At 67.5% G+C, this 17,051-nt stretch carries 20 protein-coding genes and 3 pseudogenes; 11 read left to right on the top strand and 12 right to left on the bottom strand.

The features are described 5' to 3' along the window. Positions 1-21 precede the first annotated feature (21 nt). Positions 22-1,061, top strand: a pseudogene (locus M2271_RS03515) (P1 family peptidase). A gap of 437 nt (positions 1,062-1,498) precedes the next feature. Here the strand turns inward: M2271_RS03515 and M2271_RS03510 are convergent. The 3 genes from M2271_RS03510 to M2271_RS03500 all read right to left on the bottom strand — a co-directional run bounded on the left by M2271_RS03510 (position 1,499) and on the right by M2271_RS03500 (position 3,129). After that, positions 1,499-2,089, bottom strand: a complete 591-nt coding sequence (locus tag M2271_RS03510) for a flavodoxin family protein (protein WP_280885570.1) — start codon at positions 2,087-2,089, stop codon at positions 1,499-1,501. Between the two features lie 73 nt (positions 2,090-2,162). Beyond that, positions 2,163-2,579 (bottom strand): nuclear transport factor 2 family protein, encoded by a 417-nt coding sequence (locus M2271_RS03505; RefSeq protein ID WP_280885569.1) that lies wholly within the window; start codon positions 2,577-2,579, stop codon positions 2,163-2,165. Between the two features lie 133 nt (positions 2,580-2,712). Then, entirely contained in the window at positions 2,713-3,129 is a 417-nt protein-coding gene (locus tag M2271_RS03500) for a nuclear transport factor 2 family protein (protein ID WP_280885568.1), read from the bottom strand. Positions 3,130-3,294: 165 nt separating this feature from the next. On the opposite strand from M2271_RS03500, the pseudogene M2271_RS42450 reads away from it, so the two are divergent. Both M2271_RS42450 and M2271_RS03495 read left to right on the top strand, forming a co-directional pair. Then, positions 3,295-3,429 (top strand): annotated as a pseudogene (locus M2271_RS42450) (TetR/AcrR family transcriptional regulator); the annotation flags it as partial. Positions 3,430-3,473: 44 nt separating this feature from the next. Next, positions 3,474-3,632 carry a hypothetical protein gene (locus M2271_RS03495; protein ID WP_280885718.1) on the top strand — a complete coding sequence of 53 codons (159 nt, stop codon included), beginning with the start codon at positions 3,474-3,476 and terminating at the stop codon, positions 3,630-3,632. Here M2271_RS03495 and M2271_RS03490 read toward each other — a convergent pair whose 3' ends face one another. Continuing rightward, positions 3,633-3,836, bottom strand: coding sequence for an integrase core domain-containing protein (locus M2271_RS03490; protein WP_280885567.1), 204 nt, complete (start codon positions 3,834-3,836; stop codon positions 3,633-3,635). A 37-nt stretch (positions 3,837-3,873) separates the two neighbouring features. Between M2271_RS03490 and M2271_RS03485 the strand changes: the two genes are divergently transcribed. Both M2271_RS03485 and M2271_RS03480 read left to right on the top strand, forming a co-directional pair. Continuing rightward, positions 3,874-4,776, top strand: coding sequence for an alpha/beta hydrolase (locus M2271_RS03485; protein ID WP_280885566.1), 903 nt, complete (start codon positions 3,874-3,876; stop codon positions 4,774-4,776). Continuing rightward, positions 4,743-5,153, top strand: a complete 411-nt coding sequence (locus M2271_RS03480) for an enoyl-CoA hydratase/isomerase family protein (RefSeq protein WP_280885711.1) — start codon at positions 4,743-4,745, stop codon at positions 5,151-5,153. The genes M2271_RS03485 and M2271_RS03480 overlap by 34 nt, the downstream gene beginning before the upstream one ends. Before the next feature lie 333 nt (positions 5,154-5,486). Here M2271_RS03480 and M2271_RS03475 read toward each other — a convergent pair whose 3' ends face one another. From M2271_RS03475 to M2271_RS03465, 3 genes are all read right to left on the bottom strand, one after another. Next, positions 5,487-6,410, bottom strand: a complete 924-nt coding sequence (locus M2271_RS03475; RefSeq protein WP_280885710.1) for an alpha/beta hydrolase — start codon at positions 6,408-6,410, stop codon at positions 5,487-5,489. A gap of 65 nt (positions 6,411-6,475) precedes the next feature. Next, positions 6,476-6,889 carry a tautomerase family protein gene (locus M2271_RS03470; RefSeq protein ID WP_075033969.1) on the bottom strand — a complete coding sequence of 138 codons (414 nt, stop codon included), beginning with the start codon at positions 6,887-6,889 and terminating at the stop codon, positions 6,476-6,478. 509 nt (positions 6,890-7,398) lie between these two features. After that, entirely contained in the window at positions 7,399-7,632 is a 234-nt protein-coding gene (locus M2271_RS03465) for a nuclear transport factor 2 family protein (RefSeq protein ID WP_280885709.1), read from the bottom strand. 328 nt (positions 7,633-7,960) lie between these two features. Here M2271_RS03465 and M2271_RS03460 point away from each other — a divergent pair, with 328 nt between their 5' ends. The 6 genes and pseudogenes from M2271_RS03460 to M2271_RS03435 form a co-directional block, all read left to right on the top strand. Next, positions 7,961-8,584 (top strand): TetR/AcrR family transcriptional regulator, encoded by a 624-nt coding sequence (locus M2271_RS03460; RefSeq protein WP_280885565.1) that lies wholly within the window; start codon positions 7,961-7,963, stop codon positions 8,582-8,584. Between the two features lie 103 nt (positions 8,585-8,687). Beyond that, positions 8,688-9,653 carry a zinc-dependent alcohol dehydrogenase family protein gene (locus M2271_RS03455; protein ID WP_280885564.1) on the top strand — a complete coding sequence of 322 codons (966 nt, stop codon included), beginning with the start codon at positions 8,688-8,690 and terminating at the stop codon, positions 9,651-9,653. After that, positions 9,650-10,504, top strand: coding sequence for an MBL fold metallo-hydrolase (locus M2271_RS03450; RefSeq protein WP_280885563.1), 855 nt, complete (start codon positions 9,650-9,652; stop codon positions 10,502-10,504). Before M2271_RS03455 ends, M2271_RS03450 begins: the two co-directional genes overlap by 4 nt. Positions 10,505-10,570: 66 nt before the next feature. Further along, positions 10,571-11,524, top strand: coding sequence for a D-2-hydroxyacid dehydrogenase family protein (locus M2271_RS03445; RefSeq protein ID WP_280885562.1), 954 nt, complete (start codon positions 10,571-10,573; stop codon positions 11,522-11,524). A gap of 46 nt (positions 11,525-11,570) precedes the next feature. Then, positions 11,571-11,882 carry a hypothetical protein gene (locus tag M2271_RS03440; protein ID WP_280885561.1) on the top strand — a complete coding sequence of 104 codons (312 nt, stop codon included), beginning with the start codon at positions 11,571-11,573 and terminating at the stop codon, positions 11,880-11,882. Then, a pseudogene (locus tag M2271_RS03435) lies at positions 11,821-12,025 on the top strand (metallophosphoesterase family protein); the annotation flags it as partial. The gene M2271_RS03440 and the pseudogene M2271_RS03435, both read left to right, overlap by 62 nt. 38 nt (positions 12,026-12,063) lie before the next feature. Here M2271_RS03435 and M2271_RS03430 read toward each other — a convergent pair. From M2271_RS03430 to M2271_RS03410, 5 genes are all read right to left on the bottom strand, one after another. Beyond that, a complete protein-coding gene (locus M2271_RS03430; RefSeq protein ID WP_280885708.1) occupies positions 12,064-12,537 on the bottom strand; it encodes a transposase family protein in 474 nt (157 codons plus the stop codon). Between the two features lie 353 nt (positions 12,538-12,890). Beyond that, entirely contained in the window at positions 12,891-13,682 is a 792-nt protein-coding gene (locus tag M2271_RS03425) for an SDR family oxidoreductase (RefSeq protein WP_280885560.1), read from the bottom strand. Positions 13,683-13,774: 92 nt separating this feature from the next. Further along, on the bottom strand, positions 13,775-14,536 hold the full coding sequence (locus M2271_RS03420) for a sugar phosphate isomerase/epimerase family protein (RefSeq protein ID WP_280885559.1): 762 nt from the start codon (positions 14,534-14,536) through the stop codon (positions 13,775-13,777). A 107-nt stretch (positions 14,537-14,643) separates the two neighbouring features. After that, positions 14,644-16,065 carry an MFS transporter gene (locus M2271_RS03415; RefSeq protein ID WP_280885558.1) on the bottom strand — a complete coding sequence of 474 codons (1,422 nt, stop codon included), beginning with the start codon at positions 16,063-16,065 and terminating at the stop codon, positions 14,644-14,646. 96 nt (positions 16,066-16,161) lie between these two features. Continuing rightward, a complete protein-coding gene (locus M2271_RS03410) occupies positions 16,162-16,959 on the bottom strand; it encodes an IclR family transcriptional regulator (RefSeq protein WP_280885557.1) in 798 nt (265 codons plus the stop codon). Positions 16,960-17,051: the final 92 nt, after the last annotated feature.

Genomic DNA, 17,051 nt, shown 5'->3' with positions numbered 1-17,051 from the left:
GGTCCGGACGAGACCGGCCCCATGACAGTTGACGCTCGGACAGATGTCGTGGGGCACGCGACGCGTACCGGCGACGGTTGGCTCACCGGCACCACGGTGGTGCCGGCGCCCCGAGGGCGGTGCCGTCGCCGCGGTGGACGTGCGCGGCGACGGGCCCGGCACCAAGGAGATCGACGCGCTCGATCCGCGCAACCTGGTGCAGAAGGTCGAGGCGATCGTGCTGACCGGCGGCAGCGCGTACGGGCTCGACGCGGCGTCCGGGGTGACGGCCTGGCCGGAGGAACAGCGACGCGGGGTGGGGGTGGATCCGGCGCATGTCGTGCCGGTGGTGCCCGCCGCCTGTGTCTTCGACCTCGTCCGCGGCGGCGACTTCCGGGCCAGGCCGGACGCGGCCACCGGACGGGCCGCGGTCGAGGCGGCCACGGCGAGCGAGGCGGGCGCCGCGGTGCCGGAGGGCCGTGTGGGCGCCGGTACGGGAGCCACCGCGGGGCCGGTCAAGGGCGGGATCGGCACCGCGAGCACGGTGCTCGACTCGGGGGTCACGGTGGCCGCGCTGGTGGCGGCCAACGCGGCGGGGTCGGCCGTGGAACCCGGGACCGGGGGCGCTGTACGGGGAGCTGTCGCAGGGGCGGGTGAGCTGTCCGGCACAGGACGTCCACCGGGCCGCGCGTCTGCGGCTGGCCGAGATCGCGGCGAAGAACGCGCCGCCCCCGCTGGACACCACGCTCGCCGTGGTCGCCACCGACGCGGACCTGTCGAAGGCGCAGGCGCAGAAGCTGGCCGGCACGACGCACGACGGCATCGCGCGCGCCGCGCGGCGGGTGCATCTGCTGAACGACGGGACCACCGTGGTGACCGTCGCCGTGGCGGTGATCCAGCCGCGCGGGTTGTCGTTCAGCGGGATCCAGCTGGCCAGGAAAGACACGGTCCACGGCACGGTGACCGCGGTGAGGGCGGCGAACCCGGGCCAGTCGTTGCCGCGGCGGAACGCGCACGCCACGGCGATGAGCCCGGCCGCGATCCACGTCGAGGACCACGCCATCGGCGCCAGGGCCCAGTAGCAGGCGTACGCCGCGGGTGTCTGGCAGCGGGTCGGCGAGCTGCCCGGCCCCGTACAGGCCGACGAGGGAGCCAAGCAGCAGCGATGCGCTACGGCGCCCGATACGGCAGATCAGGCGTCGTCTCACGGACTCCGGCGCGCGCGCAGTCATGCGAGGGCCGGTCTTCACCTGCCAGTGCCTCCGCCGCTGACCGATCACTAGAAGGCGGAGGACCCCGGCGAACACATCTCGCCGGGGTCCTCCAACTTCAAGATCAATCTCACCGATGGCCGCTGTACCGATGTTCCCCAACGCCGGCGACCGCCTCATGATGGCGTCGCTGCGCGTCGCTGATCGCGAGTCTGCGGTGCTGCTGCCCGGTCCGGAGCAGTTGCCGGTGCGCTTCGTCAAGCACCACCTCGTCGTCCGGGCCGCGCATCCGCCCCGGAGTCGGTCGCTCAGGCGGCGAGGGCGGTGCGGCCTGCGGCGTAGACGCGGGCGACCTCGACGACGCGCTTGCCGAGCTCGGCGGCGGTGGCGATGTCGGCCTTGTGTACGCCCTCGGCTCCCTGGTCCTGGTTGCCCTGGGCGGCGGCGCCGAGGAAGAAGCCGAGGCGGTTGAGGTCGTTCTCGGACGCCGTGGAGGTGTTCCAGCCGGGCATCAGGCCGAGGCCGACCCAGTGCATGTGGTGCTGCGCGGCGAGCACGGTGAAGTACTGCAGGGTGTTGAGCTTGTCGCCGCTCTTGCCCGCGGAGATGGTGAAACCTGCGGCGATCTTGTCCTTCCACGCCTGGGTGTACCAGCGCTTGGAGCTGGCCTCGGCGAAGGCGTGGAAGACGGCGGAGGCGGTGCCCATGTAGGTGGGCGAGCCGAAGATGATCGCGTCCGAGGCGTCGAGCAGGTTCCACTGCTCCTCGGAGATCTCCTCGACGTTGATCAGGTGGGCGGTGGCGCCGGCGGTGGTCACCCCATCGCGGACGGCCTCGGCGAGGACGGCGGTGTGGCCGAAGCCGGAGTGGTAAGCGATGGAGACGACAGGGGTGGTCACGTTACTTGCTCCTTCGGATGTGCATGTCGGGCCGCGCGGGATCCGGGCCGCGGGGCCCTTGAGTACTCTTTGCTCAGCCGGCGTTGAACGCCTCGGCGACGGTCAGGGTGTCCTCGTACTGGTGCAGGCGAACGATCCGGCCGTCCTCGACCGTCAGGTGTATGGCCGTCGGTGTGGTGAACTCCTTGCCATTGGCCGCGACGGTGTGTGTGAAGACCGCCAGCAGCGCCACGTCACCACCGTCGACGATGACGCGCTCCAGTACGGCCTTGCTCTTGCCGGGCGCGAAGTGCGACCACATCGTGGTGAAGTACGGTGCGACCTCCTCCCGGCGGGTACGGCGCCCGGTCCAGGGCAGCGCGTCGCTGCCGGGGACGTGCCAGTCGATCTCCTCGGCGAACAGTTCCTGGATGCCGTCGGGGTCATGCTTTGCGAGGCGCTCCACGAACTTCTTGGCCACGGTCCGCGGGGTCTGCGTGTCGGTTGTCATCGTCCTTGTCCTTTGTCTCTCTCGTGTGCATCAGGTGTCGGTCGGGCCTCAGCCCTGGAACGGGAAGTGCGGTCGAGCCCCTGGCCGGCGTGGCCCGCGGGGCGCGTGCCGCCCGCCTCGTCGGTCCGGTGCCTCAGGCCCGGCCGGCCTGCGGGTTGGTGAACATGGGGTTGCCCGCCACTGTGTCCTTCGCGGGCACTTCGTCCTGCAGGACGTCCCAGTGCTCCACCACCAGGCCTTCCTCGAAGCGGAAGATGTCGACCGCCATGAGGGGTGTCTCGGTGCTGCCGGAGTACCTGCCGTGGATCATGACCAGGTCTCCCTCGGCGATGATCGCTCCCGGCTCGTACCGGGTGGCGTCGGGCAGGTCCGCGATGAACTGGCGCAGCCCGGCCCTGGCCGGCGGGATGGTCGGGCTGTGCTGGATGTAGTCGGGGTGCAGGTACCGGTCCAGCGCGGTGAAGTCCTTCGAGTTGAACGCGGTCGTCAGGAACTCGAGGACGGCGGCCTTGTTCCGCTCCGTCTCCGTCCTCGTTCGGCTCTGAGTCATCAGTTCTCCACAGGTTTGCCGACTGACGCGGCTTTGTTGACTAACTGGACCACAACGGAAACATGAAATGGTCCATTCGGTCAACAAGATGAGGAGCGTCGGGCGATCCCTCCGTGCCGGCATGGAGGGCCGGGTTGCCGACCATTGTGGTCCACTTGGACCACAATGAGGTATGGTGAGGTCATGGGGCGAAAACGAGGCTTCGACGAGACCACCGTGCTCGATGTCGTCCGCGACCGGTTCTGGATCACCGGATTCGACGGCACATCCACCTACGACCTCATGGAAGCGACCGGCCTGGGCATAGGCAGCATCTACAAGGCGTTCGGCAACAAGCACGACCTTTGTGTGCGCACTACTGCCAGGACCTCGTCGCCCAGGCCCGCGAAGAGCTGCAGGAGGGCCCGCACGCGGTGCTCACCTCGCCGATGGCCCGCCTGCAGCGCTACGTCGTCTCACTCGCCTACGGGCCTTCCCCCGTGATGGTGGACACGCTTCGTTGATCACGCGGCGGGCGTGAGCTTAGCCGCGCGGTGTCGGCGTTCGTATTCGTTGGGGCTGAGGTGGCCGTTGGCCGAGTGTCGGCGGCGAGTGTTGTAGCGTGCCAGCCAGGCGAAAACGGTTCTGCGACAGGTGCCGGCGTCGCCGTAGTGGCGGGCGCCCTGGAGGGTCTCGCGTTCCAGAGACGCGTGGAAACTCTCTTTCATTTATCGTACGTAAATCGCTGCCCAGGAGTGTCCCTTCATGACCCTGCGAGAACGAGTCTCCTTCCCGGCCGAGGGTGCGGTGACGCTGCGCGGCACGCTGTACCTGCCCGAGCCCCCGGGGCCTCACCCGGCGATCACGATGGCCCACGGCTACGGCGGTACGACCAAGCACGGCATCGAGCCCTTCGCGGAGGTCTTCGCCGAGGAAGGGTTCGTGGTCCTGGTCCACGACCACCGCGGGTTCGGTGCCAGCGACGGTGAGCCCCGCCAGGACATCGACCCCTGGCAGCAGATCGCCGACTGGCGGCGAGCGATCACCTACTTGGAGAGCCGTGACGAAGTGGACTCCGACCGGATCGGCCTGTGGGGCACGAGCTACGCGGGCGGGCATGCGATCGTCCTGGGCGCCACCGACCGGCGCCTGAAGGCGGTTGTCTCGCAGGTGCCGACCATCAGCGGCTACGAGCAGGGGCTGCGCCGCATCTCACCGGAGGCGACCACCGCCTTGGAGGAGGCGTTCAACGAGGACGAACGAGGCCGTCTGCGGGGCGAACCTCCGCGCCGCCAGGCCCTGGTGAGTGCCGACCCGTCGGTGCCGGCGTCCTACCGCACGCAGGAAGCGATCGACTTCTATCTGCAGCCCGTCCCTGAAGGACTGTGGAAGAACGAGGTGACGGTCCGCTCCACCCGCGCTGCCCGCATGTACGAGCCCGGCACCTGGATCGCGCGCGTCTCTCCCACCCCCCTGCTGATGGTGGTCGCCACCGGCGACACCGTCACCGTCACCGACCTGGCTCTGGCGGCGTACGAGAAGGCACTCGAGCCCAAGCGGCTCGAACTGATCCCCGGCGGCCATTTCGATCCCTACATCGCACAGTTCGATACGGCGTCCAGGGCGGCCGTGGCCTGGTTCCGCGATCACCTCACGAAGGAGAACTGACCGGCCATGCCGCACCTGACCTACACCTGCCCGGCAAGGAGGACGAGGCCGCGATCGCCGAGATCGTCCTCGCCCATCCGCCGCAGAACCGCCTGACCGCGCAACTGATCGACGAGCTCGGCGAGGCGGTTGCCGACATTGGGCGCAGCGAGGCCCGCGCCGTGCTCCTTCGCGCGGAAGGCCCCGCCTTCAGCTTCGGCGGAGACTTCACCGCATGGCGAGGCATGACGGCGCGGGAACTGCGGGCGACGTTCGACCGCTACCTCGACGTGTACAACCGCTTCGAGCAGCTCCCCGTACCCGTCATCGCCGCAGTCCAGGGGGGCTCTGCTTCGGTGGCGGCTTCGAACTCGCGCGTCGGGCGACCGCCCTGGTGAGGGCCCTGCTGGTGCTGACGAACCGCGAAGGCGCCCGCTGACCGATGACCTTGCCGGGAGTCATCCGCCCCCTACCAGCATGAGCACCCCGGAGCCCACGCACACCAGCCCACTTGACCGGCAAGCTCCACGCTGCACACCGCTCACTCGGGGGCGTCGTCGAAGGCGGACGGACCGTTGTCGTGGCATCGGTGTACGTGGATGGATCCGTTGGTGCCCGTCCTGCTGAACGCGGACCAGGGATGCTCGCAATACCGGTCTGAGCACCGTGAGTTATGTGAGCAGCCTGCAATTGGCCTGTGGCCGTCCACCAGAGGTTGGGAGCGCACCTGCTCAGTGCCCCGGTACCTGACCGGCGTCGGCCAGGGCGCCGAGGTGGCTGACGAGGAAGCGGGCGGCGCGGTCGAGTGCGGCGTCCGCCTCGTCGAGACGCCCGTGCTCCGTCTGGTAGACGTGCGGGAGGCCCGGCCCGATCTCCAGCGTGGCCTCGACCTGGGCCGCGCCCGCGCGGGCGGCCAGACGTACCGCATCGTCGAGGAGCACCTCGTTCGCGCCGACCTGTACGAGTATCGGGGGCAGGCCGGCGAGGTCGGCGAACACCGGGCTCGCCAGGGGGTGGTTGCGGTTGCCTGAGCCGATGTAGAGATCCGCGAACGCGCGCATGCCGGCCGCGGTGACGAATGGGTCGGCGTCTTCCTTGGTGCGCATGCTCTCTCCGGAGAGGGTGAGGTCGACCCACGGGGAGAAGACCACCACGGCGGCCGGCTGCGGCAGCCCGGCCTCGCGGGCGGCGAGCAGGGTGGCGATGCTCAGGCCGCCGCCGGCCGAGTCACCTGCCACGACGATCTCTCGTGGATTGGCTCCGGTCGCCAGCAGGTCGCGGTAGGCGGCGAGTCCGTCGTCGACCGCCGCGGGGAAGGGGTGCTCGGGAGCCAGCCGGTAGTCCACCGATGTCGCTCGCAGTCCGGCGCGGGCGGCGAGTTCACCGGCGAGGCCGGTGTGGGTGTCCGGTGAGCCGGCGACGTAGCCGCCGCCGTGGAGGTAGAGGAGCCGTCCGCGGTCTGCCGCTCCGGCCGGCTCCAGGCTCAGGGCGGGCCGCCCGCCCAGGACGGTCCTGCGGGTGGTGACGCCTTCCGGTGCCGGCCGGGTCACGGCCGCGGCGAACGAGGTGCGCAGCTCGGCGGGGGCGGGCTGCGTGTCGGGGCGCGGGACGGAGCGGTGCAGGGCGTCGAGGGCTTGGCGCTGCTGTCGGGATATGGTGGGGCTCCATTTCACGTCATTTTCGCTGCCCCGATCCAAAGAACAGGGCAGCTTCGTCCTTCTTACTTGTTTACCCAAGGCATAGAGAGGTCGATGTCAGAGACCAGCTTTCCACCGCCGAAGCTCATGTTCTCCAAGGGAATGGCATACATCATCAGGGTGACATCGTCCTGGCTGACGCCAACCTTTTCTACGGCGTATCGGGTGACCAGCTCCGCGAGCTTGCGTTTCTGCTCCACCGTCCTGCTCGTACCGGTCGTCACCGTTACGATCATGCGCTTGTCGGATCTCTTCACGTCAGGAAAAGTCGGATGGATGAAGAATTCATCGTCCTTGTGCTCACTGATGATGACGAAACGGTCATCCATGGGTGTATCCATGGCTTCATGAAGAGCGAGATTCAAGGCATCCGCCAGAGCCCGCTTCTCTTCGCTAGAGAACTTTTGAGCCGGAAGGTGGGCGTGAAACATTGGCATGAGTGTTTCCTCGGTTGTGTTGTTCAGGTCAGATGAGGCGATGAAGTTGGCTGTTTTCTCGGCTTAGCTAAGAGCGGATCATCGACGAGGCGGCCGCCGGCGCAGGTCGCGGCCCGAGGACGCTCCGGCGCGTCTACAACGTGATCGGCGACCGCGGGGACGGACCGGGGCTCGTCGGCAATGTGCGGCGGTGGGCAGACACCCTCGCCGAGTGGGCCGTGGAACTCGGCTTCGACACCAGACCCGAGCCCAGGTCAGCCACTACCGACGCCGCGGCGACCCACTTCCGCTCCGCCTACAGCCCTGGGCGCACCACCGACCGATCCCGCCGATCACCGACCCTCAAGATCTCCGGCTGTAGTACCTGTCCGGAAACCTCGGGGCACCCCAGTCTCTTTCTTTTGCATCAGGTGTCGGTCGGGCCTCAGCCCTGGAACAGGAAGTGCGGTCGAGCCCCTGGCCGGCATGGTCCGCGGGGCGTGTGCCGCCCGCCTCGTCGGTCCGGTGTCTCAGGCCCGGCCGGCCTGCGGGTTGGTGAACATGGGGTTGCCCGCCACTGTGTCCTTCGCGGGCACTTCGTCCTGCAGGACGTCCCAGTGCTCCACCACCAGGCCTTCCTCGAAGCGGAAGATGTCGACCGCCATGAGGGGTGTCTCGGTGCTGCCGGAGTACCTGCCGTGGATCATGACCAGGTCTCCCTCGGCGATGATCGCTCCCGGCTCGTACCGGGTGGCGTCGGGCAGGTCCGCGATGAACGTGCGCAGCCCGGCCCGGGCCGGTGTACCGGTCCAGCGCGGTGAAGTCCTTCGAGTTGAACGCGGTCGTCAGGAACTCGAGGACGGCGGCCTTGCTCCGCTCCGTCTCCGTCCTCGTTCGGCTCTGAGTCATCAGTCCTCCTCAGGTTTGCCGACCGACACGGCTTTGTTGACTGCCTGGACCACAATGAAAGCATGAAGTGGTCCAGTCGGTCAACAAGGCGGAGAGCGTCGGGCGATCCGTCCACGCCGGCGCGGAGGGCCGGGTTGCCGACCGTTGTGGTCCACTTGGACCACAATGAGGTATGGTGAGGTCATGGGGCGAAAACGAGGCTTCGACGAGACCACCGTGCTCGATGTCGTCCGCGACCGGTTCTGGACCACCGGATTCGACGGCACATCCACCTACGACCTCATGGATGCGACCGGCCTGGGCAAGGGCAGCATCTACAAGGCGTTCGGCAACAAGCACTCCCTTTATGTGCGTGTCTTCTCCGACTACTGCCAGGGCCTCGTCGCCCAGGCCCGCCAGGAGCTACAGGAGGGCCCGCACGCGGTGCTCACCTCGCCGATGGCCCGCCTGGAGCGCTACGTCGTCTCACTCGCCGACGCCTTCGCGACCGAGTCGCCCCGCCGGGGATGCTTCCTCAGCAAGGTCACCGCGGACCGCGCCGGAGAGGACGACATGGTGGCGGGCACGGCCCGTCGCGCGTTCGAGGATCTCGCCGGCGCCCTCGCGTCCGCGATACGCGACGCCCAGGACGCGGGAGAAGTGGCCGAGCACGCCGACGCCACGGCCCTGGGATATCTGCTGCTGAGCGTGATCAGGGGCATCGACAACATGGCCAAGGCGGGCGTCGACGCCACGACACTCCGGCAGACGGCCCGGCAGGCGCTGGACCTGATCCCCAGGGCGGACGCACCGAACGTGCAGCCCTGACATTCCCCCCTCTCGTCCGACGACGGACATACCGCGACGGACATAAGCAAAATGTGTAGTTTGGCTGCGGCGAAGAGCTCGCCGCCTCTCACCGGGAGTCCCCATGCGTGCCATCCAGATCACCCAGTTCGGAAAGCCGGAGGACGTCGTACGCGTCGTCGATCTCCAGGAGCCGAACGCTCCCGGCGCCGGCGAGGTCAAGGTCGCGGTCGAGTTCTCACCGCTGAACCTGCACGACCTCAAGGTCGTCAGGGGCGAGCTCGGGCGGCCACCGCTCCCGCTGGTCCTCGGCAGCGAGGGTGTCGGCCGGGTTGTCGAGGCGGGCCCCGGCGTCGACACGCTCGCGGCGGGCGACCTGGTGGTTCTGCCGCTGCTCGCCGGTGCCTGGCGCGAGCGGCTGCTGCTGCCCGCCGACGGGCTGTTCCGACTGCCGGAAGGCAGCGTCGAGCAGTTGTCGATGCTGGGCATCAATCCGCCCACGGCCGGTCTGATCCTGAGCGAGTACGCCGACCTGAGGCCCGGGGACTGGATCGTGCAGAACGCCGCGAACTCCGGCGTCGGACGTTCCCTGATCGCCCTGGCGAAGGCCCGCGGATTCCGGACGATCAACTTCGTCCGGGACGAGTCCGTGTTCGCCGAACTGACCGCGGCCGGCGCGGACATCGTCCGCCTCGACGGCGCGACGGCGGTCGAAGAGGTTCGCACGGCGATCGGCGATGCCCGGGTCGGGCTCGCCGTCGACTCGGTGGGCGGCGACGCTCCCGCCCGCCTGCTCGACCTGCTGTCCGAGGGCGGTGCGCTCGTCAGCTACGCCTCGGCGACCGGGCAGCCGATGTCCGTCGACGCACTGACCCTGATCGGCAAGCGCGCGACGGTACACGGATTCTTCGCCGGCCATTTCGACTACGCGACAAAGGTGCTCCCCGTCATCCGCGAGGCCGCGCCCCTGGTCGCGAGCGGAGCCCTGTTCGTTCCGCTAGGCGCCGTGTTCGACCTCGATGACATCCATACGGCGATCGAGCAGGTCGTCCGCGGCGGAAAGACCCTGCTCAAGGTGGCCCGGTCATGACGATCGAGATGCCCGAACTGTCCTACGAAGTCCTCGTCTCTGACGGCGTTCCCCGGAAGATCGATCTTCAGCTGCCGAACGGCGACGGGATCGTGTCCTCGCCGATCTCATCCACCCTGATCACCGGAGAACGCGACGCGGTCCTGGTGGACCCGCCGCTGACTCACACCCAGATCGCGCAGGTCGCCGAGGGCTTGGCGCGCTCAGGGAAGCGTCTGGCGTTCGTCTACGTCACCCACGGCCACCCCGACCACTGGTTCGGCACCGCGACGCTGCTGGAACGGTTCGGCGACGCCGACAGCGTGGTGTACGCCACCGAGGGCACCATCCGGCAGATGCGCAGCCAACTGGAGAGCAAGGACAAGGGGTTCGCGAAGACCTTCCCCGGGGTCCCGGAGAACACCCCGGTCCTCGCCGTGCCCGTGCCGACCGAGGGATTCCGGCTGGAGGGCCAAGTCCTCCGGGCCGTCGAGACCGGTCACACCGACACCGACGACTCCAGCGTCCTGCACGTGCCGTCGATCGGTCTCGTCGTCGCCGGGGACGTGGTCTACAACGGCGTGCACCTGATGATGCTCGAAGGCGGTGACGGCGGCCTTCAGGCGTGGCTGGACGGCATCGACCGGCTCGCCGCACTCGATCCGCGCCACGTGGTCGCCGGCCACAAGAAGGCAGACCTGCCCGACGACCCGAAGATCCTGGACGAGACCCGGCAGTACCTGCGCGACGCGATCCGGCTCCTGGCCGGCAAGCCGGAGCCGCTGGAGTTCTTCGAGGAGATGTCCAAGCTCCACGGTGACCGGCTCAACCCGGGACCCCTTTGGTACAGCGCCCTGAGCCTGCTCGCCTGAGCCACGCCGCGTCGCCACCCCGCGAAGACAGACGCATCACCTCGACGAAATACGGAGGTTGCCGACATGGCCACCCGCATGAAGATCGCGATCCTCGACGACTATCAGAACGTCGCGACGAGCCTGGCCGACTGGGGGTCACTCGTTGCCGAGGTCGTCGTTTTCACCGAGCCGTTCGCCGATGCCGACGAGGTGGTCCGTAGCCTCGCCGGGTTCGACGTGCTCGTGGCCATGCGGGAGCGCACACGATTCCCGGCCGAGGTCCTGGAGCGGCTGCCCGACCTTCGGCTCCTGGTCAGCACCGGCCCGGCCAATGCCGCCATCGACCTTACGGCCGCCCACAGACTCGGCATCACGGTGTGCGGGACCCGCTATGAGTCCCACCCCACCATCGAGCACACCTGGGCGCTGATCCTCGGTGCCACGAGAAACCTGGTCGTCGAGGCGGAGTCGATGCGCGCCGGCGGCTGGCAGGTATCGGTCGGCGAGGGGCTGCACGGCAGGACTCTCGGCATTCTGGGCCTCGGTCGCGTCGGCTCCGGAGTGGCACGGATCGGACAGGCCTTCGGAATGGACACCATCGCATGGAGTCGGAACCTGACCCCCGAAACCGCCGCCGAGCACGGCGCGCGGGCGGTGACGAAGGAGCGACTCTTCACCGAAAGCGATGTGCTCTCGATCCACGTACCGCTCAGCAAGCAAACACGCGGGCTGGTCGGCGCGGCGGAACTCCGGTCGATGAAGCCCTCGGCCCTCCTGGTCAACACCTCACGCGGACCGGTCGTCGACGAGGTCGCCCTGATCGACGTCCTGCGTGAGGGCGCGATCCGAGCAGCCGCCCTCGACGTGTACGACACCGAGCCGCTACCCGCGGACCACCCGTTGCGGGCGCTGCCGAACGCGCTGCTCACGGGGCACGTCGGATTCGTGAACCGCGACCTGTACGAGATCTTCTATCAGGACTCCGTCGAGGACATCGCCGCGTTCCAGGCGGGTTCTCCCGTGCGGCTGATGAAGTAGGAGCCGAAGACGACGACCCGACCGAATCACACACCGCCTCTCCCATGTGACGGCTCCGACGCAGTCCGTCACGGCGAACGGAATTCGGTACGCCTACCGGCGCTTCGGCGCCGAGACCGGCACACCGCTGGTGTTCCTGCAGCATTTCCGTGGCGGCATGGATCACTGGGATCCTGCGGTGACGGACGGACTGGCCGCGAACCGTCCGGTCATTCTGTTCGACAACACAGGCGTCGCAAGCTCCAGTGGCCAGATCACGGACACCGTGGAAGCGCAGGCCGATGACGCGGCGGCGCTCTCTGCCAGTACACGGCCTGGGAAAGGCGCTGTTCTGTCACGCCACTCCTCGGGACGATGAAGAGGTCGTTCTGGTCGACTCACGCCTCGACCGTTGGCGAGAAGTCCTCAGCGGGCTTGACACCGACATTCGCACGGTGGTCTGCGGGCACACACATGCCGTTCGTCCGCGTCGCCCACGGCCGACTTGTGATCAACCCCGGGAGGCGTGCGGGTAGCGGCGGCGGTGATGACCGTGCCGGTCAGGTCGATGCTGTCCAGCAGGGGCTGGAAGGTGGGGATCTCGTAGCTCTTGTCGGCGACCTGGCGCTGGGCCAGTTCGTGACCGGTGTGGTCCATCGCGGCGAGCAGGGTGACGTGCCCGGTGGTGTGGGTGCGCGAGCCGCGCAGGGCCTTGCCGTCGGCAGCGATCGCCCGCAGTCCAGGGCCGGACGGGGTGGCGCGGGCGGTGAGGAAGGCTCCGATCGCCCGGTCCAGGGCGTCGTCGTCGAGTTGGACGAGCAGACGGCGCAGGGTGTGGGGGTGCGGGACGGACACGGTGCCGGAGAGCGGGTCGGTGGGAAGCCGAGAACCCGGCTGGCCCACGCGGGGACGTCGTTGATCCATTCCGTGATCGCAGTGAGCGAGCGGGCGCCAGCCAGGACACTCGCCGCGGCCGCGGCGACCAGAGCGGACAGCCGGTAACGGCGGCCACGGGCACCTCGTGGGTCGGGCACCAGGTCCAGGAAGCCAGACAGTGCGACTGCGTCCGTCAGCGGGACCGGCGCGGCAGTCCGGCTCAGTTGGGCCAGCGCAGTAGGTATGGGAGAAGATGCAGGAGCAGGCACGGACTCGCCAGGTGTTCATGGGACTTCGACACTCACATGATCACTGAGATCGTGCCTGCACTGCGTCCGCCCCCGCCCGAACCGGGATGTTCCCTCCAAGGCCGGGTTAGCACGGCACTCCGGACGAAACGTGATCACGCAACGGCCCCTGCCAACGACCCAGAACACAAACCGGTTCGGATCATCAGAGCGAGGGGCGGAGCCGCTCATGAGCGGCTCCGCCGGCCAGGTGTAGAAACCCGTCAGGACTTGGAGCTGGGTCGACCGGGAATGTGGCTGAGAATGGACTTGGAGAAGCCGCCGTCGACGCAGACATCTTGGCCAGTGACGTATCCCGCCAGCGGGCTGACAAGAAACTCGATCACGTTCGCGATATCCATCGGGTCGCCAATCTTCGACAACGGGATGATTTCTTCCCGCGCCTTCTTGACCTCGGGATCGAGGTACATCTTTTCGGTCATCTGAGTGCGAGTCATGCCCGGGGACACCACGTTCACACGGATCCCGTCAGGCGCCCATTCCAGTGCGAGCGTCTGAGCCATCATCGTGAGCGCAGCCTTGGTCGGGCTGTAGGCACCCGATCCGGCATGGGGGAGCTGGCCGGACATTGAAGAGGTGAAACAGGCGGCCCCTCGGCTGTCCTTCAGGTGCGGGTAGCTTGCCTTGGCAAGTAGCCATGCTCCGCGAAGGTTGACGGAGAACATGTCGTCCCAGTCCTCGAGGGAGAGATCCTTGAGTTCGCCGGGGTTGGCGATTCCGGCATTTGCCACCAGCGCGTCCAGGCCGCCGAACTCTTCGACCGCAGCGGCTATCAGCTGACCGGGCACGTCGGGGTCGCCCAGGTCTCCTGTCAGCGCAATGGCTTTGCCGCCCATCGACTGGATCGACCGGACGACCTCGTCCTGCCGATCGTTCGACGTAAGGCCGGAGACCGCGACCATCGGCTTCTCGCCGCGGGCAAGCGCCGCCTCTGCGAGCCTCAGGCTTGCAGCCGCGCCGATGCCGCTGCTTCCGCCACTGACCAGTACCCTCATCGCACTCTCTCCTTGTACATTCCCAGCGGGAATTGCGGTTCGATTCGCGTCGATTCACCCTCGGAGTCGCCCTGGACCTCGAGGCGCTGAAATCATTGTCCGATATCCCAGCCCTCTTCCTTGAGGTCGCGCATTGCCTTCGCGAATACCTCGAGGGTGTCCTCCTCGCGGATGATTTCGAGCACGACGTTCTCCACCCCGATTGTGTCGTGGACCGCCTTGCCCAGGCCGTTCCAATCGATCACCCCGGTGCCGATGGGGTCGTGGCCCCACGTTTCCGTGCCCGTGTCGGAGATGTGCATGAGTGCAATCGATCCGTAGTGCGAGCGCAGGCTCGATACGGGATCCTCCCCGATGTACGCGGCGTTCGCGACGTCGTACACGATTTTCAGCGCGTCATCGTTGACCGTGTCGACGATGTCTGCCAGCTCCTCAATCGTGGGAGCGAAGCAGTAGGGCGTATTCTCGAAGAGGAGTCGCTTTCCGGCCCGCTTGGCCAGCGGGATCAGCTCTTCCAGGCTCTCGTGCATCCATCCGTGGACGTTCTCGAGTGAGGGGGAGATCATGGGACGCCGTGTGCCTGGTGAGATGACGACTTCCGGGACATCCCAAGCCACCGCCAGGTCGATCACCGACGCGATGTGCTCGATGCTCTTCTGGCGCATGCTGGCGGCGGGACTGGCCAGATTGATGTCGTATCCGCCGGCGTTCAGGGATCGGATTTTGGCGTCGTTCTTGGTGAGGGTTGCCAGGGATTCCGCACGTTCGGAGTCGGAGATCTCTACCGGCCAGCAATGCGGCGAGCTGATGGGGACCTCGAAGGTGTTGTACCCGTTCTGGGTCAACTCGGACATTGCATCGATGGCCGTTGTCGACCAAAGGTACGAAAAAGTATTTATGATCATGAAATTTCCGTTCGATCTTTGAGGTGTCCCCATCGCGTGCTCGGGAGCAGGGGCGGCTACGGCTGGGGCTCCTTGCACTGTTCAGGGGCTGAACTGTCAGCAGTGGACGAGTCCTCGCTCATGACGACGGCGATGGTGTCGGTCGCGGAAACGATCTCCCGCGGGGCACGGCTGCCGGTCTCCGGGAGCGTGAAGTAGACGATGAGGCACAGGGCGACGATGACGCTCATGTAGATCGCCACGTACATGGGCCGTCCGGCGCCGACGAACGCGGCTGCGATGAGGGGTGCGGTACCGCCGAAGACGGCGATGACGATCTGATGGGCGAATCCGATTCCGGAGACTCGGACCGAGGCGGGGAACAACTCCGCCTGGATGGTGGGGTAGACGGCTTGCCAGATTCCGAGGACCACCCATCCCGAGGCGGCGACGATGAGGTAGACACCAAAGCCGGGCACCTGCAGGAGGAGCAGCAGCGGATAGAACAGGACAATCATGGCAATGGCGCCGATGATGGGGAAGATCTTCCGGCGACCGAGACGGTCGGAGAGGTGGCCGGTGACAGGAATGACGACAACCAGCAGGGCCAGGCCGATCGTGCTGCCCGCAAAGCTGGAGGACAGGTCTCGGCCCGAGGTGAGGTTGGCGTAGGTGGGCAGGAACGTCGCCCAGGTGTAATAGGCCACGGCCGGAGCGGACAGGGCGGCAGTCTGCAGGATCGCCTTGGGGTGTTCGCGGAGCAGTTGGAGGAGCTTCGCGGGTGCGGACTTCTGCTCGCCGTGCGTGCTGGCTTCGAACTCCGGGGACTCGTCCGAGCGGGCGCGGAGGATGAGTCCGACGATGCCAACCAGACCACCGATGACGAAGGGGATCCTCCATCCGTAGGACGCCAGGGTGTCGGCGTCGAAAGCAGAGGTGACGGCGGCTGCGGAGCCCGTCGCGGCGAGGGTTGCCAGCCCGCTGGCCATGTTGGTGAAGGAGCCGAAGAGTCCGCGCCGATTGGCTGGAGCGTGTTCCACCATGTACGCGATGGCGCTCTGGCCCTCGATGCCGGCGGAGACGCCCTGGAGGATGCGGGCGACGACGAACAGGATCGGTGCGAAGTAGCCGATGGTCGCGTACGAGGGGGTGAACCCGATGATCAACGAGCCGAGAGCCATCCCCGAGACCGCGAGGGACAGAACGCGTCGGCGCCCGTACCGGTCGGCAAGCGGGGAGATGATGATGCCGCTCAGGGGCCGTACGGCGAACCCGATGGCGTAGGTGAGGAACGAGGCGATGAGGGACGCGAACTGGGAGCCCGACGGGAAGATCTGCGCGGAGAAGACAGAGGCGAGAAGGCCGTATATGTACCAGTCGTACCACTCGACAAAGTGCCCGATGGTCCCGGCGACCAGGTTACTGGCTCGTCCCTTGGGCGGGACAGGCTGTGGACTGTCGAGGGTGGATGTACTGGGCGCGCGACGTGAAGCCGTCATCGAATTCTCCTTTGAATTTGGGCGCGAGTGGGCATCCCCATGCCTGGGCCGGGCCGGGGGTCGCTGAACCTGTATGTAGAAGGGGTGTCTGGCCGACTAGGCGGAGAGTTCCTCGTCTGCGAGGAGGTACGTGTAGCTCGGCCAGCTACGGGAGATGTCGGCCGCGGCCGCGAGCAGGGGCGGCGAGAGCTCGGCCATGCGCGCTCGGGTCATGCGTACGGAGGGGCCCGCGATGCTGATCGTCCCGGTGGCCTCCCGGCCCGGTCCGGCTCCGCGGATGGGGGCCGCCACGGCACTGATGCCGAGGTCCATCTCCTCAATCGTCGTGGCGTACCCACGGATACGGACCTCGGCGAGCTCGGCTTCGAGCGCGGACCGGTCGAGGGCGGACCTGGGGGTGACGTCGAGATGGCTCTCGTGCGCGAGCACGGTCTCGACTCGGTCCGGGGAAAGAGTGGAGAGCCACGCTTTCCCGGACGCGGTGGCGTGGGGGACCGCGTCCTGGCCCATGACGGGGTCGATGCGGAGGGAGGAGTTCGCGCCTTGGGCCTTGGCGATCCACTTCAAGGAATCGTTGGTGACTACCGCCAGGCGAACGAGCTCCTCACACTCCGCCGCGAGCGAGTCCAGGCTTCGCTGGGCCCACGTTCCCACTCCTGACGAGGACAGCTGGCGGAGTCCCAGGGCGCCGAGGCTGTGAGTGGCGAAGTAGCTGGAGGTGCGGGGGTCCTGATTTACGTAACCCGCGTCGGCCAGGGCGGCGAGGAGACGATGAACGATGGCCTTGTTGGTGCCGAGGCGCTCAGCGATGTCCGTGACGCGGCGGCCTTCGGGGTGCGGCGCCAGCAGTTCGAGCACACGCATCGCATTCACGACGCCATCGGCCAGTGCCATGTTCTCGTCTCCTCGCCATCGTGGATCCAAGCCCGCGGGTTTGTAACGCTGTTACGAAACGTCACACGCGATCGCCCCGGCTGTCAAGAGTT

This window comes from Streptomyces sp. LBL, from assembly GCF_029893585.1.
GTDB lineage: Bacteria > Actinomycetota > Actinomycetes > Streptomycetales > Streptomycetaceae > Streptomyces.
This window is presented reverse-complemented; position numbering and strand designations above follow the sequence as displayed.

Bases quoted from the DNA above. Each gene is read 5' to 3' on its own strand.
- M2271_RS03410 (WP_280885557.1), bottom strand. From the start codon at position 16,959: ATGGCACTGGCCGATGGCGTCGTGAATGCGATGCGTGTGCTCGAACTG.
- M2271_RS03455 (WP_280885564.1), top strand. From the start codon at position 8,688: ATGCGTGCCATCCAGATCACCCAGTTCGGAAAGCCGGAGGACGTCGTA.
- M2271_RS03500 (WP_280885568.1), bottom strand. From the start codon at position 3,129: ATGACTCAGAGCCGAACGAGGACGGAGACGGAGCGGAACAAGGCCGCC.
- M2271_RS03485 (WP_280885566.1), top strand. From the start codon at position 3,874: ATGACCCTGCGAGAACGAGTCTCCTTCCCGGCCGAGGGTGCGGTGACG.
- M2271_RS03425 (WP_280885560.1), bottom strand. From the start codon at position 13,682: ATGAGGGTACTGGTCAGTGGCGGAAGCAGCGGCATCGGCGCGGCTGCA.
- M2271_RS03505 (WP_280885569.1), bottom strand. From the start codon at position 2,579: ATGACAACCGACACGCAGACCCCGCGGACCGTGGCCAAGAAGTTCGTG.
- M2271_RS03470 (WP_075033969.1), bottom strand. From the start codon at position 6,889: ATGCCAATGTTTCACGCCCACCTTCCGGCTCAAAAGTTCTCTAGCGAA.
- M2271_RS03445 (WP_280885562.1), top strand. From the start codon at position 10,571: ATGGCCACCCGCATGAAGATCGCGATCCTCGACGACTATCAGAACGTC.
- M2271_RS03415 (WP_280885558.1), bottom strand. From the start codon at position 16,065: ATGACGGCTTCACGTCGCGCGCCCAGTACATCCACCCTCGACAGTCCA.
- M2271_RS03460 (WP_280885565.1), top strand. From the start codon at position 7,961: ATGGGGCGAAAACGAGGCTTCGACGAGACCACCGTGCTCGATGTCGTC.
- M2271_RS03420 (WP_280885559.1), bottom strand. From the start codon at position 14,536: ATGTCCGAGTTGACCCAGAACGGGTACAACACCTTCGAGGTCCCCATC.
- M2271_RS03490 (WP_280885567.1), bottom strand. From the start codon at position 3,836: ATGAAAGAGAGTTTCCACGCGTCTCTGGAACGCGAGACCCTCCAGGGC.
- M2271_RS03450 (WP_280885563.1), top strand. From the start codon at position 9,650: ATGACGATCGAGATGCCCGAACTGTCCTACGAAGTCCTCGTCTCTGAC.